15 protein-coding genes and 1 pseudogene are annotated in these 13,335 nt (G+C 64.6%); 9 read left to right on the forward strand and 7 right to left on the reverse strand.

Annotated elements, in window-relative coordinates; all coding sequences use genetic code 11:
• Nucleotides 1-107: 107 nt before the first annotated feature.
• Genes IVB31_RS03730 through IVB31_RS03745 form a run of 4 tightly spaced genes read left to right on the forward strand, consistent with a single transcriptional unit; the run spans nucleotide 108 to nucleotide 2,187 of the window.
• Entirely contained in the window at nucleotides 108-569 is a 462-nt protein-coding gene (locus IVB31_RS03730) for a tellurite resistance TerB family protein (protein ID WP_247318647.1), read from the forward strand.
• 2 nt (nucleotides 570-571) lie between these two features.
• The gene (locus tag IVB31_RS03735) at nucleotides 572-925 is read left to right on the forward strand and encodes a hypothetical protein (RefSeq protein WP_247318650.1); all 354 of its coding nucleotides are present in this window, start codon (nucleotides 572-574) and stop codon (nucleotides 923-925) included.
• A 6-nt stretch (nucleotides 926-931) separates the two neighbouring features.
• On the forward strand, nucleotides 932-1,570 hold the full coding sequence (locus IVB31_RS03740) for a TerC family protein (protein ID WP_247318653.1): 639 nt from the start codon (nucleotides 932-934) through the stop codon (nucleotides 1,568-1,570).
• 32 nt (nucleotides 1,571-1,602) lie between these two features.
• Nucleotides 1,603-2,187 carry a TIGR00645 family protein gene (locus IVB31_RS03745; RefSeq protein WP_247318656.1) on the forward strand — a complete coding sequence of 195 codons (585 nt, stop codon included), beginning with the start codon at nucleotides 1,603-1,605 and terminating at the stop codon, nucleotides 2,185-2,187.
• Between the two features lie 8 nt (nucleotides 2,188-2,195).
• Here IVB31_RS03745 and IVB31_RS03750 read toward each other — a convergent pair whose 3' ends face one another.
• A complete protein-coding gene (locus IVB31_RS03750) occupies nucleotides 2,196-3,134 on the reverse strand; it encodes a LysR family transcriptional regulator (protein ID WP_247318659.1) in 939 nt (312 codons plus the stop codon).
• Between the two features lie 162 nt (nucleotides 3,135-3,296).
• Between IVB31_RS03750 and IVB31_RS03755 the strand changes: the two genes are divergently transcribed.
• Nucleotides 3,297-3,890, forward strand: coding sequence for a hypothetical protein (locus IVB31_RS03755; RefSeq protein ID WP_247318662.1), 594 nt, complete (start codon nucleotides 3,297-3,299; stop codon nucleotides 3,888-3,890).
• Between the two features lie 21 nt (nucleotides 3,891-3,911).
• On the opposite strand, the gene IVB31_RS03760 is transcribed toward IVB31_RS03755, so the two are convergent.
• The 3 genes and pseudogenes from IVB31_RS03760 to IVB31_RS03770 all read right to left on the reverse strand — a co-directional run bounded on the left by IVB31_RS03760 (nucleotide 3,912) and on the right by IVB31_RS03770 (nucleotide 6,982).
• A complete protein-coding gene (locus tag IVB31_RS03760; RefSeq protein ID WP_247318666.1) occupies nucleotides 3,912-5,288 on the reverse strand; it encodes an HD-GYP domain-containing protein in 1,377 nt (458 codons plus the stop codon).
• Between the two features lie 164 nt (nucleotides 5,289-5,452).
• Nucleotides 5,453-5,822: pseudogene (locus IVB31_RS03765) on the reverse strand (winged helix-turn-helix domain-containing protein).
• A 77-nt stretch (nucleotides 5,823-5,899) separates the two neighbouring features.
• Complete coding sequence (locus IVB31_RS03770; RefSeq protein WP_247318667.1) at nucleotides 5,900-6,982, reverse strand: substrate-binding domain-containing protein; 1,083 nt, start codon at nucleotides 6,980-6,982, stop codon at nucleotides 5,900-5,902.
• Nucleotides 6,983-7,096: 114 nt separating this feature from the next.
• On the opposite strand from IVB31_RS03770, the gene IVB31_RS03775 reads away from it, so the two are divergent.
• Nucleotides 7,097-8,581, forward strand: coding sequence for an aldehyde dehydrogenase family protein (locus IVB31_RS03775; RefSeq protein ID WP_247319418.1), 1,485 nt, complete (start codon nucleotides 7,097-7,099; stop codon nucleotides 8,579-8,581).
• A 187-nt stretch (nucleotides 8,582-8,768) separates the two neighbouring features.
• Nucleotides 8,769-9,032: a hypothetical protein gene (locus IVB31_RS03780; protein ID WP_247318670.1), complete on the forward strand. Its 264-nt coding sequence runs from the start codon at nucleotides 8,769-8,771 to the stop codon at nucleotides 9,030-9,032.
• 20 nt (nucleotides 9,033-9,052) lie between these two features.
• Here the strand turns inward: IVB31_RS03780 and IVB31_RS03785 are convergent, their stop codons facing one another.
• The 3 genes from IVB31_RS03785 to IVB31_RS03795 all read right to left on the reverse strand — a co-directional run bounded on the left by IVB31_RS03785 (nucleotide 9,053) and on the right by IVB31_RS03795 (nucleotide 11,123).
• On the reverse strand, nucleotides 9,053-9,835 hold the full coding sequence (locus tag IVB31_RS03785; RefSeq protein ID WP_247318673.1) for a hypothetical protein: 783 nt from the start codon (nucleotides 9,833-9,835) through the stop codon (nucleotides 9,053-9,055).
• Between the two features lie 73 nt (nucleotides 9,836-9,908).
• Complete coding sequence (locus IVB31_RS03790) at nucleotides 9,909-10,247, reverse strand: hypothetical protein (protein WP_247319419.1); 339 nt, start codon at nucleotides 10,245-10,247, stop codon at nucleotides 9,909-9,911.
• Between the two features lie 126 nt (nucleotides 10,248-10,373).
• Nucleotides 10,374-11,123: a hypothetical protein gene (locus IVB31_RS03795; protein WP_247319420.1), complete on the reverse strand. Its 750-nt coding sequence runs from the start codon at nucleotides 11,121-11,123 to the stop codon at nucleotides 10,374-10,376.
• Nucleotides 11,124-11,362: 239 nt separating this feature from the next.
• On the opposite strand from IVB31_RS03795, the gene IVB31_RS03800 reads away from it, so the two are divergent.
• Together IVB31_RS03800 and IVB31_RS03805 are read left to right on the forward strand one after the other, a co-directional pair.
• A complete protein-coding gene (locus IVB31_RS03800) occupies nucleotides 11,363-12,025 on the forward strand; it encodes a response regulator transcription factor (protein ID WP_247318675.1) in 663 nt (220 codons plus the stop codon).
• A gap of 32 nt (nucleotides 12,026-12,057) precedes the next feature.
• Nucleotides 12,058-13,332 carry an ATP-binding protein gene (locus IVB31_RS03805; RefSeq protein WP_247318677.1) on the forward strand — a complete coding sequence of 425 codons (1,275 nt, stop codon included), beginning with the start codon at nucleotides 12,058-12,060 and terminating at the stop codon, nucleotides 13,330-13,332.
• Nucleotides 13,333-13,335 lie beyond the last annotated feature (3 nt).

Raw genomic sequence — 13,335 nt, forward strand, 5'->3', positions numbered from 1 at the left:
CGAATGCGATGGATCGGCCGATCGTCGGGCCTTCTTGAGAGTCTCTCCGACCCAATCGTCCCCATCGCTGCTCCGTGCGGTCATTTCGCAAGATAAGGGAGCAACCGATGTCTGACGCCAAGCATTCAAATCCGATCGCAATCGAGATCACCGAGCCGTCCAGCCTGAACGAGCAGGCTGCGGTAGCGCTGGTGATCGTCGGCGCGCTGGTTGCGGTCGCCGACCGGCGCGTTTCGCCGGTCGAACGCGACGAGGTCGTGCGTTTCATCAGGGATCGCAAGCTGGCGCCGCACATCCCGGACGACCGGCTCTACACGATGTTCGACGAGTTGGCGGAACGGCTCGAGGAGCCGGATTTCGCCAATGTAGTGATCGACAATTTGCGTCCGGTCTCGGACCTGCCGCTGTCGTCTCACTTGTTGGAACTCTCGGAGCGTGTCGCGGCCGCGGACGAGGACGTCCATCCCCATGAAGTGCAGGCAATCAAGCTGTTGCGCCTGCTGACGCTGGTGCTGCCGCGCGCAAAGCCGGTGGCGTCGAGTGCGGTCAGCGCCGCGTCAAAGGAGTGAGCATGAGCGCAGCGTCGGACGAGCGTACGACAGGAAACAGGGGCACCACCAGCCAGATGGCCGGTGGCGACCCACGTCTCGACAAGCTCGTCCGTCGCCTGCCGCCGCGCATGGGCGACACCGTCACCTATCTGCTCAAGCCGTCCAGCCGCTGGGTGAGAATTCCCTCCGGCGTGCTGCTCATTGTCGGCGGCGTGCTCTCCTTTCTGCCGGTGCTCGGCATCTGGATGCTGCCGCTCGGCCTCGCCTTGCTCGCAGAAGACGTGCCGGCGCTGCGCTCCTCGCGCGCCAAGGTCCTGGATTGGGTCGAGCGGAAGAAGCCGCACTGGCTCGATCCGTCGGCACCGAAAAAATGATCGATCATGATTGAATTCATCACCACCGAGGCGCTGACCGCGCTGCTTCAGGTCGTCCTGATCGACCTCGTGCTCGCCGGCGACAACGCCGTCGTCATCGGCCTTGCCGCCGCCGGCCTGCCGGCCGAGCAGCGCCGGCGCGCCATCGTCGTCGGCATCATTGCGGCCACCGCATTGCGCATCGTCTTTGCCGGCGTCGCGACCCAGCTTCTGCAAGTGATCGGCCTCCTGCTTGCCGGCGGCGTGCTGCTGCTCTGGGTCTGCTGGAAGATGTGGCGGGAGCTGCGCGAGCAGGCCGCGCATGCGAACGAGTTCGCGTTCAACCATGGCGGCGGCGCGATCGCTGTTCCTGGCCCGCGCAAGACCTTCAGACAGGCGGCGGCGCAGATCGTCGCCGCCGATGTCTCGATGTCGCTCGACAACGTGCTCGCCGTCGCGGGCGCCGCGCGCGAGCATCCCTACATCCTGGCCTTCGGCCTGTTGCTGTCGGTCGCGCTGATGGGCGTCGCCGCAGATCTGCTCGGCCGCGTGCTCCAGAAGCAGCGCTGGATCGGCTATGTCGGCCTCGCCATCATCGTCTACGTTGCCTTCGAGATGATCTATCGCGGCTCGCTCGAGCTCGCCCCTGTCATCGCGAGCCTGTAAGGCAACGCGTCTGTCTATCATCCGGAGTGATCATGACGTCTGAACCCAAAGCACCTTCGGCGGAGACCGCGCCGGCGCCGCAGATCGGCCCGTTTGCCCAACTCATCTTTGGCTCGCGCTGGCTGCAGGTGCCGCTTTATGTCGGCCTCATCGTCGCGCAGGCCGTCTATGTGCTGCTGTTCCTGAAAGAGCTCTGGCACCTGGTCGTGCACTCCTTCGACGCCAGCGAGCAGCAGATCATGCTGGTCGTGCTCGGGCTGATCGACGTCGTCATGATCTCGAACCTGCTGGTGATGGTGATCGTCGGCGGCTACGAGACCTTCGTCTCGCGCCTGAACCTGAGCGGTCATCCGGACGAGCCGGAATGGCTCAGCCACGTCAATGCCAGCGTGCTCAAGATCAAGCTTGCGATGGCGATCATCGGCATCTCCTCGATCTCGCTGCTCAGGACCTTCATCGAGGCGGGCAATCTCGGCACGACGCGCAGCAATTTCACCGAGAGCGGCGTGATGTGGCAGGTGCTGATCCATCTGACCTTCATCATCTCCGCGATCGGCATCGCCTGGGTCGACCGTCTCAGCGAGACCGGCCACCGCAACAAGGAAGCCGGTCACTAAGCCCTGGCTCACGCGATCGGCGGATACGCCGCATTCTCCCGCCGTTCGCGCTCGCCGAGTTCGCGCACCAGCTCCTGGAGGAAGGAGTCCGTGTAGGCGGGCAAGGTGCGCTCGGCGCGAACGTAGATGCCAAGGTCGGACCAAACAGGGCTGCCGGCATTGTCGAGCGGCAGGAAGACGAGCTGGCTGTCGCGTGACAGCCGGCCGATGCCGAGCTGGGTCTGGAAGGCGACGCCGACGCCGCGCGCGGCGAGCTCGCGCATCAGGTCGATCGAGTTGGCCTGGATCGCAGGCTCCGGCGTCTCGGAGAGCTGCGCGATCAGCGGTTGGAGCAGATGATAGATCGACAGCTCCGGCAGCGCGTGGATGGCGGGGAAGGCGAGGCATTGCGCCAGCGTGACCGTCTTGCGGCGCGCCAGCGGATGCTCGCGCGCGACCACCGCGCCGAGGCGAAACCGTTTCAAGGCGACCTGCCGCAGGTCCGGCGGATGCCGCAGCGCCATGGCGATGCCGATATCGGCCTCGCCGCGGCTCAGCGCCTCCAGCACATCCGACGATCCCTTCACCTCGGTGCTGAAATTGACGCGCCGGGCCCGGCCGCGATGTGAGGCGATCAGGTCCGGCAGCACCGACTCCGTGAGCGACTCGATGCAGGCGATGCTCACGGTGCCGTGCCAGGCACCGGACAGGGACGCGACGTCGGAACGGAAGCGGTCGAGGTCCTGGAGCACATTCATGACGTGCCGGGCCAGCATCTCGCCTACCGTCGTGAGCGTCAGCCCGCGCGGCGTGCGCTCGAACAGTGGCGATCCAACCTCTTGTTCGAGCTTGAGAATCTGGCGGCTGACGGCCGACGAGGCGACGTTCAGGACGCGCGCGGCGGCCCGGATCGAGCCGGTGCGGCGGACGGCGTGGAAGTACTGGATGGCGGGTGAGTGAAAGCGCATGGGACCCCTGGGAGGGGACTATAGCTGTTGCCGAAACGGCAGCAACATGTCCCAAATTCTCTGCTTTTCGAGGACGCTCGTTCCACATAGGGTCCCCGCCGGCTGGCCGGTCCCACCGGGACACGCCATGCCTTGCGCAACGAGGCGCCAGGGGATTTTGGGGTGGAGAACATTGTTTGCGAGCCCGAGGTCGCGCGGGACACGCGTCTGGTCGATCGGCGTCGCGCAGCGGCCTATGTCGGCGTGACCGCCGGCCGCTTCGAGCAATTGGTGCGTGACAATGTCGTGCCGCCGCCGGTCATGGTGGACAACAAGCGGCGCTGGCCGATCGCTTTGCTCGATGTCGCGAAGGACGCGGTCGGCAGCAGCATGCCGTGCCTGCCTCAGGTCGCGGTCGAAATTGCGGAGGACGCGCGCCCCTGCGAACGCGACGCGGCGCCTGTCTCGCACGAACTGCCTGATCAAGCCTGGTTCGAGCAGCGCACGCGGTTCGTCCAGCGTGTGCGGCGGTCGCTGCTCTCCGGCAACGAGATCCGTCTCCTGCGCGAGTTCAAGCTGCTCAAGCAGAACCAGATCAGCATGTACGGCTATTATGGCAGCTTCGAAGCTCTGATGGTGCGCGGCTACATCGTCGAGATCGACCGCAAGCCGCCGTCGAGCCGCCCGCTGGTGGCCTATCGCCTGACCGCGCAGGGCGAGCAGGTGATATCGGCGCTGAAGGATGAGGCGCTCAATTATCCGGAACACCCTGCTTGATGTGATCCGCTGTCCGGCTCGTCAGGCCGCCAGCGTCCCGTGGATACGTCCTAATGCTTGGCGAAGCGCTGCAAAACAGTCCGCGTCGATCTGCGTGCCGATCATTTCGGACATGATGCCTACGGCCTTTGTCATCGTCATCGCCGCGCGATAGGGACGGTCAGCAGTGAGGGCATCGAAGATATCTGCAGTCGTGAGGATTCGGGTTTCCAGGCAGATCTGGTCTCCCGTCAGGCCGCGCGGATAACCCTTGCCGTCCAGCCGCTCATGATGCGCACCCGCGATCGGGGCGAGTTCGCTGAATGCACCGATGCGCGACAGGATGGCCTCGGAATGCGCGGAATGCATCCGCATGGTCTCCCATTCGGCGTCGTCGAGCTTGCCCGGTTTGTCGAGGATGGCGTTGCTGACGCCGAGCTTGCCGATGTCGTGCAGCAGCGCCGCACGCTTGAGCCGGCGTCGCTGCTCGGCACTGAACTTCAATTGCTCGGCGATCATGTCGCTAAACAGCGTTACGCGCTCGCTGTGGCCGGCGGTGTACGGGCTCTTGGAATCCACGACTTGGGCGAAGGCGGTTGCGATGTCGTCGAGATAGTCCTCATCGATCGGCATGCTCGCCTGTTCTGGCGCTTGGAGAACGGCGGCTCCATGCCCGTCTTCGGTGCGAAGCATGTCCCAAAACGCCGGCCGCGCCGCTATGCGCGCGAAGGCAGAGACCAGGTCGGGATCGAACCAGGTCCCCGACCGGTTTTGCGCTTCGCGAAGCGCGGCCTCGGGCCCGTTTGCGACATGGAACACGTCGATCACCTGTGCCAGCAGGGCAATGCGCGAATAGATCGGGATGGCCGGTCCGCACACACCGAGAGGCTTGCCGCCTCCATCCCAATGCTCGTCGAGATTCTTGATGCCCTCGGCAACCGCCTCGGAGAAACGCATCTTGCGGGCGATATCCGCGCCGCGATGGCAGCGCGTCTCGATCAGCTCGCGCGCGATCTCGCCGCCGTTCTGGAAGATGTTGACGATCGCGCGGAAGCGTTCGGCAAGCCCGGCCTTCAGGCCTGTATGGCTGAGCACGAAGCGCAGCGCCTGCGGCAGGCTGCCGTCGATCAACTTGAAGTCCTGCTTGAAGGAGAGATCATCGGTCAGATAGAGCTCGCAGATGCGGGCCGCATTGCTGCTGCAGCCGAGATCTTTCAGCAGCAGCACGTAGTACAGCTCGGTAATCTCGTCTTCAGCAAGCTCGATGTCCTTGCCGATCTCGACGCCGATACGGCTGCATCGCACGCAATGTCCGGCCGGCTGTCCCTCGGTCAGATCAAGCGCGTGGCTGAGGGCGCCGAGGAGTTCGGAAAGCGTGACCGTGTTAGGCTGTCCGGGGGCAGGCGGCGAGGGTTCCATGGTCTGGGCTCCGGGACAGCTTTAGCCGGCTAACCCGGCATAATCGCATCTTCAAAACCCCACCTGATCATGAGAGAATTAACGGGCGGTGTTTTCGGTAACTCGGCAACCGGGCATGTCCGTTTGGGCCGCGCAGCAGCCGTTCATCGTAAGGCACGTCTCGTTCAGGATTTGCGCGGCCGGGCGATGTCGCTTCTGAGCGCTTCCAGCTCCTTGCGCACGGCGCGCGCGGCGTTGCGCTCGATCTTGCGATAGCGTGCGACCAGCCCCTCGCCGAATGAGGTCAGCATCGCGCCGCCGCCGTTCTTGCCGCCGGCCTGCGGCTCGACCGCGGCATGTCCGCAGATGCGGTTGATCTCGTCGACGAGATCCCAGGCGCGCTTGTAGGACATGTCCATGGCGCGGCCGGCAGCCGGAGCCTTGATCCCGGATCTGCTCCAGAAGCTCGATCTTGCCGGGTCCGATCCGATCCTCGCCGTCGAGGTCGATCCGAACGCTCAACTGGGGCAGCGATTTGACGCTCGCGCGCGACATGATGAAGTCTCTCGGATGGTTGCAGCCGAGAATGCCACTCTTGCCCATCGCGGACAAGGCGAGCGGATCGTGCGCCATCACCGCACGGCGTGCATCGCCAGAAACGCCTTTACGCCGGTCACGGTGCCGGTGTCCGACGGCACGTAGCCGGGCAGGGTTGCGATGGCGGCGCGAAAATCGGCGCTGCGCATGATCTCGAGGATGCGCTGCATCGGTGTGGTATCGAGAAAGGCGCGCTTGCAGACGAAGAAATAATCCTCGGTGAGGATGCGGATGAAATCGAGGCCGAAATGCCGCGCGGCTGCCTCGACGCCAAAGCTCGCATCCGCCATGCCGCTTGCGACATAGGCTGCGACCGCGGCGTGGGTGAATTCGATCTGCTGCGCGCCGTTGATCCTGCTCTCGTCGATGTTGTTGACGGCGAGCAACTGGTCGAACAGCAGGCGCGTGCCGGAATCATGGTCGCGGTTGACGAAGCGGACGTTGGGTCTGGTGAGATCGCCGAGCGACGCGATACGCAGCGGATTGCCGCGCGCAACCATCAGCCCCATCTCGCGCGTGACAAAGCTGATGATGCGATCCTCGCGCGGATCGAGCCATTCGCGGGCCGCCTTGATACCCTGGGCCCGCAGCGCGCCGTGCGGCAGATGCAGGCCGGAGAGATCGCAGGCACCTTGCGCCAGCGAGATCAGCGAATGCTGGTTGTTGACATAGCGTAAATCGACGCCAATGCCGGGTTCGCGGTCGAGGAATTCGCGCAGTTTTGCCACCGCAAAGCCGTGGCTGGCGTGGACGCGGATCACCGAAGGCCGCTGTTCGAGGAACGGCTTGATCTCGCTCGCCAGTTCCTGCGCAAGGTTTTCGAGCTGCGGGCCAAGTCGCGCCTGCATGCGCTCGCCCGCCCACACCAGCCGTTCCCCGAACGCAGTCAGCTTGGTGCCCTTGCCGCGCCGGGTTTCGACCAGAGGCGCGCCGAAGAACTCCGACCATTGCTCGATCAGATTCCAGACATGGCGATAGGAGAGGTGCGCGTCGCTGGCCGCGCTGGAGATTTTCCCGGTCTTCCGGATTTCATTGAGAATGCCGAGCATGACCACCGCCGTGCGTGGACTGCCCTCCCGCCGAAACCGCCAAACCGCCTCGATCTCGATCAGCAGCATGGGCTATCCTTATGAAGTCTAGTTCCTATTTAGGGGCGCCTATCGGCACATCATATCATATTTACTCCGGCCGTTACGCGCCTAGTCTGGTATACCAGAAACGGAGGAAATATGATGTCTGTTGCATATGACTTTGGGCATTCGCCGGCCACCGAATTCATGGCCCGGCCGCAGCATCTGCTCATCGACGGCCGCCGTGTCCCCGCCAGCTCCGGCCGCACCTTCAAATCCCTCAATCCGGCCACAGGCCAGGTCATCGCCACCGTCGCCGAAGGCAACGAGGCCGATGTCGAGCATGCGGTGGCCGCCGCCCGCCGGGCCTTCGAAGGCCCGTGGCGCACGATGCGCGCCTCCGAGCGCGGCCAGATCCTGCTGCGCTGGGCGGACTTGCTCAAGCAGCACGCGGAAGAAATCATCGAGCTCGAGTCGATCGATGCCGGCAAGCCGATCTCGGCGACGACGCGCCAGGATTTTCCGGCCGCCGTCGACACGCTGATCTATTACGCCGGCTGGGCCGACAAGATCAGCGGCGACGTGGTGCCCGTGCGCGACGATGCCCTGACCTACACCGTGCGCGAGCCGGTCGGCGTGGTCGCCGCGATCGTGCCGTGGAATTTCCCGCTGATGATCGGCATGTGGAAACTCGCGCCGGCGCTGGCCTGCGGCTGCACCATCGTGATGAAGCCGGCCGAGCTGACCTCGCTCTCGGCGTTGCGCATCGCCGAGCTTGCGCTGGAAGCGGGCCTGCCGGCGGGCGTGTTCAACGTCGTCACCGGGCCGGGCCGCGTCGTCGGCGACGCGCTGGTCAATCACCCGGATGTCGACAAGGTCACCTTCACCGGCTCGCCCGGCGTGGGCCGCGGAATCATGAAGGGCGCTGCCGGCACCTTCAAGCGCGTCTCGCTCGAGCTCGGCGGCAAATCGGCCAACGTCATCTTTGACGATGCCGATCTCGAAGCGGCTTCCAAAGCGGCGGCCTCCGGCATCTTCTTCAATGCAGGCCAGGTCTGCTCGGCCGGCTCCCGCGTGCTGGTGCAGGAGAAAGTTTATGACGAGGTCGTGGAGCGGATCGCGGCGCGCGCGAAATCGCTTAGGATCGGTGACCCGCTCGATCGCAAAACGGTGCTCGGGCCTGTGATCTCCGAGAAGCAGATGAAATCGATCCTCGACTATGTCGATATCGGCCGCAAGGAAGGGGCGAGCCTCGTCACCGGGGGCGAACGTGTCGGCGATCGCGGCTACTTCATCAGCCCCGCGGTGTTCGCAAATGTCGAACACGAGATGCGGATCTCGCAGGAGGAGATATTTGGCCCCGTCGTCAGCGTCATCAAGTTCAGGGATGAGGCCGAGGCTTTACGGATCGCTAACGGCACGGCCTACAGCCTCGCCGCCGGCGTCTGGAGCCGCGACATCGGCAAGCTGCAGCGCTTCGCCAAGCGGGCGCGCGCGGGCACGGTCTGGATGAACACCTATGGCTACACCGACGTGCGCCTGCCCTGGGGCGGCGAGCGCGACTCCGGCCTCGGCCGCGAGCACGGCAGTGCTGCGCTCGACAATTTCACCGAGCCCAAGGCTATCTGGATGAATCTGGCCGTCTGATACCTCCCGAGCGGCCAAGCCTGGAGCCCGCCTGACCCGCCCGGTCAGGCGGGCTCTTTTTCGAGATCGATAAAATTGTCTGCATTCCGCTCAGCAGCGGCAAACCCTGCGGAGAAGTACCACGCAGCCTTAAACCCCGGCTTGGGAACCTACGTGCATCCTCATCTCAACAGGGTGGGGCATCAGCATGTCAGTTCTCAGGGAGGTCGTCGTCGCGGTCGCGGGAGTCTACGCGCTCCTGTTCGCGTGCGACGCAGTGTTCGGGGTCGGCGAGGCGCGCTTCGACGACACCTATTACAGCGCCAGCTTCTACGCGCCGCGGCCGAAGGAATTCCGTTTCGCCGGCGACACGCCGCCGGCCGTTCGCGTCAGCGAGGCGTTCGCGCAATTCGCGCCAGGCGAGGCCAAGCCGAACAGGCGTTACTCGTCGCTGACGACGATCATCCGCTAGCGTCCAGGCATTTCGCCTGCTCAGGTTTGCTCGGCCGCCTCGCGATGCAGCCCCGCGCGCTGCGGGATCAGCAGCAGGCAGGCCACCATGAACGCCGCAATCACGGCGGATGCCAACGGCCGGCTCAGGGCCAGCCCACCATGATCGAGCGGCTTGTCGAGGAAGTCGCCGACGGTGGCGCCCAGCGGACGTGTCAGGATGAAGGCCGCCCAGAACAGCGTGACGCGTGAAACGCGAGTCCAGAAATGAAGCGCGGCGATGACAGCCAGCCCGGCCGCAAAGATCAGCGCGCCTCCGCGGTAGCCCATGTCGCCGGTGTCGGCGATCCAGTCGCCGAGCGCGGTGCCCAGCGTCTGCGAGAAGGTGATCGCCGCCCAATAGAAGGCCTCGACCCGCGGTGTGCTGACGCTGTTAACCGCGATCGTTCCCTCCGCGCGATACCAGAGGCCGAGCACCAGCACGAGGCAGGTGAGCAGCAGCGTCGAGCCGCCGGTATAGCCGATGCCGAGCGAGCGGTCGGCGAAGTCGGCCATCGTCGTGCCGAAGGTGGTCGAGGCGACGATGGCCGCCCAGTACAGCGCCGGCTGGAATCTTGGCGCGCGGATTTGTGCGGCGATCAGGACGATCATGGCGACCAGGAACAGGCATGTCCCTGCGAGGTAACCCCAGTTCAACGTCATCGTGACGGTGTCGCCACCGGTCTCGCCTAAAGTTGTGGCGGCGATCTTGATGATCCAGAAGCCGAGGGTGACCTCCGGGACCTTGCTCTCGCTGACTATGCTGCTCTTGGTATAATCTTGCATATTGTCCTCTTCACTGCGTCAGTCGCGGACCGCGGTCAGCGACTGACGCTTCAGGCTTGGGGTCGTGGTAGCATCAGGATTTCGCAGCGCCATCCATGACCGAGAGCAGATCGGCGACCGCCTGTTTGCATTTCGCGGCATCCGGCGTGCCCGCGCGCAGCGCTTCCAGCGCGCGATCGATCGCCTTGTCCACGGTGTGCCAGTCGGCTGCCGCGCGCGGCTTCAATCCGGCTTCGGCCTCGTCCCATTTGGTCTCGAGATCCTTGATCCGGGTCTTGGCGCCTGGGAGGTCGCCCTTGTCGATCAGTGCGGCGACATCGACCACGATGGCGCGGAACGGTGTGAGATCGCCGAGTTTGGCGGCTGCGGCCTCCGCCAGCGGAACGAATGTGATGTGCTGGCTCGCATGCATGCGCGGTTCGCCTGCGAAGGTTGTCACCAGGCAAACGGCGACAGCGGAAATGAGTTTCATCATGCGGCTTCTCCTGTTGTGGCCCCTGCGTCCGTGCAGGGAGCGGTGAGGACTCTATGGAAAGGGCTATTGCGCAGGATCGGTACGGCGCGCGCCGTCGCCTTCGAACGTCACCCAGGCGACCAGGCCGACGATCACGGTCAGGAAGCCGATGCTGGTCTGGATCGTACCGATGCCCATGCCGCCATAGTCCCGCGACTGCGACAGCAGATCGCCGAGCGATGCGCCGAGCGGACGGGTGAGGATGTAGGCGAGCCAGAAGGTCAAGACGGGGTTGGCGCCGATGTAATAGGTCATCGTCACCGCCGCGATCAGCATACCGAAGGCGACAACGCCGAGCTGGAAGCCGAGGCCGAGCGCTTCCGTGGCAAGATCGCCTGCGGCCGTGCCGAGCGCGAAGGTGAACAGGATCGCAGTCCAGTAGAACAGCTCGCGCCGCGTCGTGACGATCGAATGGATCGACAGCGTGCGTTCGACGCCGTACCAGACTGCAAATGTCGCCGCGAGCGCGCAGGCGAACGCTGCGGTGCTGAGATAGAGGCTGACATCGAGCTTGTCGGTCAGAAGATCGGTGAGCTGGGTGCCGACGATGCTGACGAGGACGACGGTGAGCCAGTAGATCCAGGGTACATAGGCGCGGCGGCTCAGCTGCAGCAGCAGCGCAGCGGCGAGCAACCCGGTCATGCAGATCGCGGTCAGGCCGGCACCAAGGCCGACATGCACTGCGAGATAGTCCGCGCCGGTCTCGCCCACGGTGGTCGAGAGCACCTTGATGGCCCAGAAGATCGCCGTGACCGCTGGAACCTTGTTCAACATCTGTCTTGCGCCGAAGCTTGCGTATTCCGACACGCCCAATCTCCCAAAAGCCGATCCTGACCGAAGCGTTGCCGGATCATTGCCCGGCGGACTTAGGCCCGGCTTAGGGACAGGAAATTTCGGGAGCCGGTGCGGTCTTCGCCGCAATTTGGGCCTGCCGGCGCTCCCTAACTCTGCGCTAAGTCGGGGTTGCCAGGTTTGATTGCCGGATGGCCCGGCGGAGCTTTGAGGATCGACTTTTGCGGGTTCTGCTGATCGAGGACGACAAGATGGTTGGCGCAGCCGTCGAGCAGGCGCTCAAGGACGCGGCCTATGCGGTTGATTGGGTGAGGGACGGCGGGACGGCGCTACTGGCCGCCGCGAACGAGTCCTATGAAGTGCTTCTGCTCGATCTCGGTCTGCCGAACACGGACGGCCGCGACGTCCTGCGGCGGTTGCGCGCGAACGGCTGCAAATGCCCCGTCATTATCGTCACGGCGCGGGATGGCGTCGACGACAGGATCGAGGGCCTCGATCTCGGCGCGGACGACTATCTGGTCAAGCCGTTCGAGATTCGCGAGTTGCTGGCCCGCATGCGCGCGGTGCTTCGCCGCGAAGGCAGCGGCGCGCCCGCCCTGCTGGGCAATGGCAAGCTCGGTCTCGATCCGGCGACCCGCGAGGCCTCACTGTCTGGCCAGACGGCCATCCTGACCCCGCGCGAGTTCGCTCTTCTCCAGGCATTGCTGACGCGATCCGGCACCATCTTGTCGCGGAGCGAGCTCGAGCGGCAGCTTTACGGCTGGAACGAGGAGGTCGAGAGCAACGCGGTCGAATTCCTGATCCACAGCATCCGCAGGAAACTCGGCACGGAGGCGATCCGCAACGTGCGTGGCATGGGGTGGATGGTGGATCGCGCGTCATGATCAGGTCGCTGCGCGGCCGGCTGTTCATCAGCTTGACGACGGTCGTCCTGTTGACCGGCCTCATAGGAGGCGTCTTTGCGCACCGCTGGGCATTCGACGAAGCCATCGAGACGCAGGACTCGGTGCTGATCCAGATCGCGGGCCTCGTCCAGAATGGTGGTTTCGCGGGAACCCAGGACCTCCATGGCGTGGATGAGGATTCCGAAGTCTGGCTGATGGAATTGGGCAAGGCGCCGCAGGGCACCTCCGAGGAGCGTCTGCTGTGGCGGCTTCAGGATGGGATGCGCGATGCGACGCGAAAAGGAAAGCCGGTCCGTGTGGTGCTGCGGACGCGATCCGACGGCAGCCGCTTTGCGGTGGCGCAGAGCGCGGGTGTTCGGGATGAGATCGCGGGCGACATGGCGTTCCGCACCGTACTTCCGATCTTGGCGCTGATCCCTTGCCTGATGCTGGTGATCGCCTTTGTCATTGCCCGATCGCTCCGCCCGATGGTGCGGCTGGCGGACGAACTTGATGCCAGGCGTGCCGACGACATGACGGCGCTTCCGCTTCGCGATCTTCCAAGCGAACTCAATCCATTCGTGTCCTCGATCAACGGCCTGTTGCAGCGGATGCACGAGACTATGGAGCAGCAGCGCAGATTCATCGCGGATGCCGCGCATGAACTGCGGACGCCTCTGACGGCGCTGAGCCTGCAGGCCGAGAATCTCGATCAGGTCGAACTGCCGCCGGCCGCGAGCGAACGCCTTGCGGTGCTTCGGCAGGGCATACGCCGCAGCAAGCATCTTCTGGAACAGTTGCTCGCGCTGGCACGGCACGACGCGGCCCCCTCCGATTGTGCGCAATCAGAGATCGTGGAGCTCGATCGCGCCGCCAGGCGCATTATCGCCAATCTCCTGGGGGAAGCGATCAATCGCGGTGTCGATCTCGGCTTCGAACGAGTCGAGTCTATTCCGGTGCGCGGCGAGCCGGTCATGCTCGCAGCGATGATCCGCAATCTCATCGACAATGCGCTCCGTTTCACGCCAGAGGGCGGCAAGATCGATGTGGCGATCTACCAGGACGGTGCGACGGGCGTCCTTCGAATTGACGACACCGGGCCGGGCGTTTCTTCCGAGGAGATCGGCCGGATTTTCGAGCCGTTCTTCCGCGGTCAACGTCCGGAAGGTGACGGCGCCGGTCTTGGCCTTTCGATCGTCAAGCGGATCGTCGACCGGCTCGGCGGGTCCATTGAAGCTGTGAATATCACCGAGACCGGGCGCACCGGATTGCGGGTTGTCGTCAGACTGCCCGCGGCGGCTACGTGACGA

It is taken from the genome of Bradyrhizobium sp. 21 (assembly GCF_023073335.1).
Taxonomy (GTDB): domain Bacteria; phylum Pseudomonadota; class Alphaproteobacteria; order Rhizobiales; family Xanthobacteraceae; genus Bradyrhizobium.

Excerpts from the sequence above, each read along its gene's own strand:
- IVB31_RS03785 (WP_247318673.1), bottom strand. The coding sequence starts at position 9,835 with ATGCAAGATTATACCAAGAGCAGCATAGTCAGCGAGAGCAAGGTCCCG.
- IVB31_RS03740 (WP_247318653.1), top strand. The coding sequence starts at position 932 with ATGATTGAATTCATCACCACCGAGGCGCTGACCGCGCTGCTTCAGGTC.
- IVB31_RS03730 (WP_247318647.1), top strand. The coding sequence starts at position 108 with ATGTCTGACGCCAAGCATTCAAATCCGATCGCAATCGAGATCACCGAG.
- IVB31_RS03745 (WP_247318656.1), top strand. The coding sequence starts at position 1,603 with ATGACGTCTGAACCCAAAGCACCTTCGGCGGAGACCGCGCCGGCGCCG.
- IVB31_RS03770 (WP_247318667.1), bottom strand. The coding sequence starts at position 6,982 with ATGCTGCTGATCGAGATCGAGGCGGTTTGGCGGTTTCGGCGGGAGGGC.
- IVB31_RS03795 (WP_247319420.1), bottom strand. The coding sequence starts at position 11,123 with ATGTTGAACAAGGTTCCAGCGGTCACGGCGATCTTCTGGGCCATCAAG.
- IVB31_RS03780 (WP_247318670.1), top strand. The coding sequence starts at position 8,769 with ATGTCAGTTCTCAGGGAGGTCGTCGTCGCGGTCGCGGGAGTCTACGCG.
- IVB31_RS03760 (WP_247318666.1), bottom strand. The coding sequence starts at position 5,288 with ATGGAACCCTCGCCGCCTGCCCCCGGACAGCCTAACACGGTCACGCTT.
- IVB31_RS03735 (WP_247318650.1), top strand. The coding sequence starts at position 572 with ATGAGCGCAGCGTCGGACGAGCGTACGACAGGAAACAGGGGCACCACC.
- IVB31_RS03750 (WP_247318659.1), bottom strand. The coding sequence starts at position 3,134 with ATGCGCTTTCACTCACCCGCCATCCAGTACTTCCACGCCGTCCGCCGC.
- IVB31_RS03790 (WP_247319419.1), bottom strand. The coding sequence starts at position 10,247 with ATGCATGCGAGCCAGCACATCACATTCGTTCCGCTGGCGGAGGCCGCA.
- IVB31_RS03775 (WP_247319418.1), top strand. The coding sequence starts at position 7,097 with ATGTCTGTTGCATATGACTTTGGGCATTCGCCGGCCACCGAATTCATG.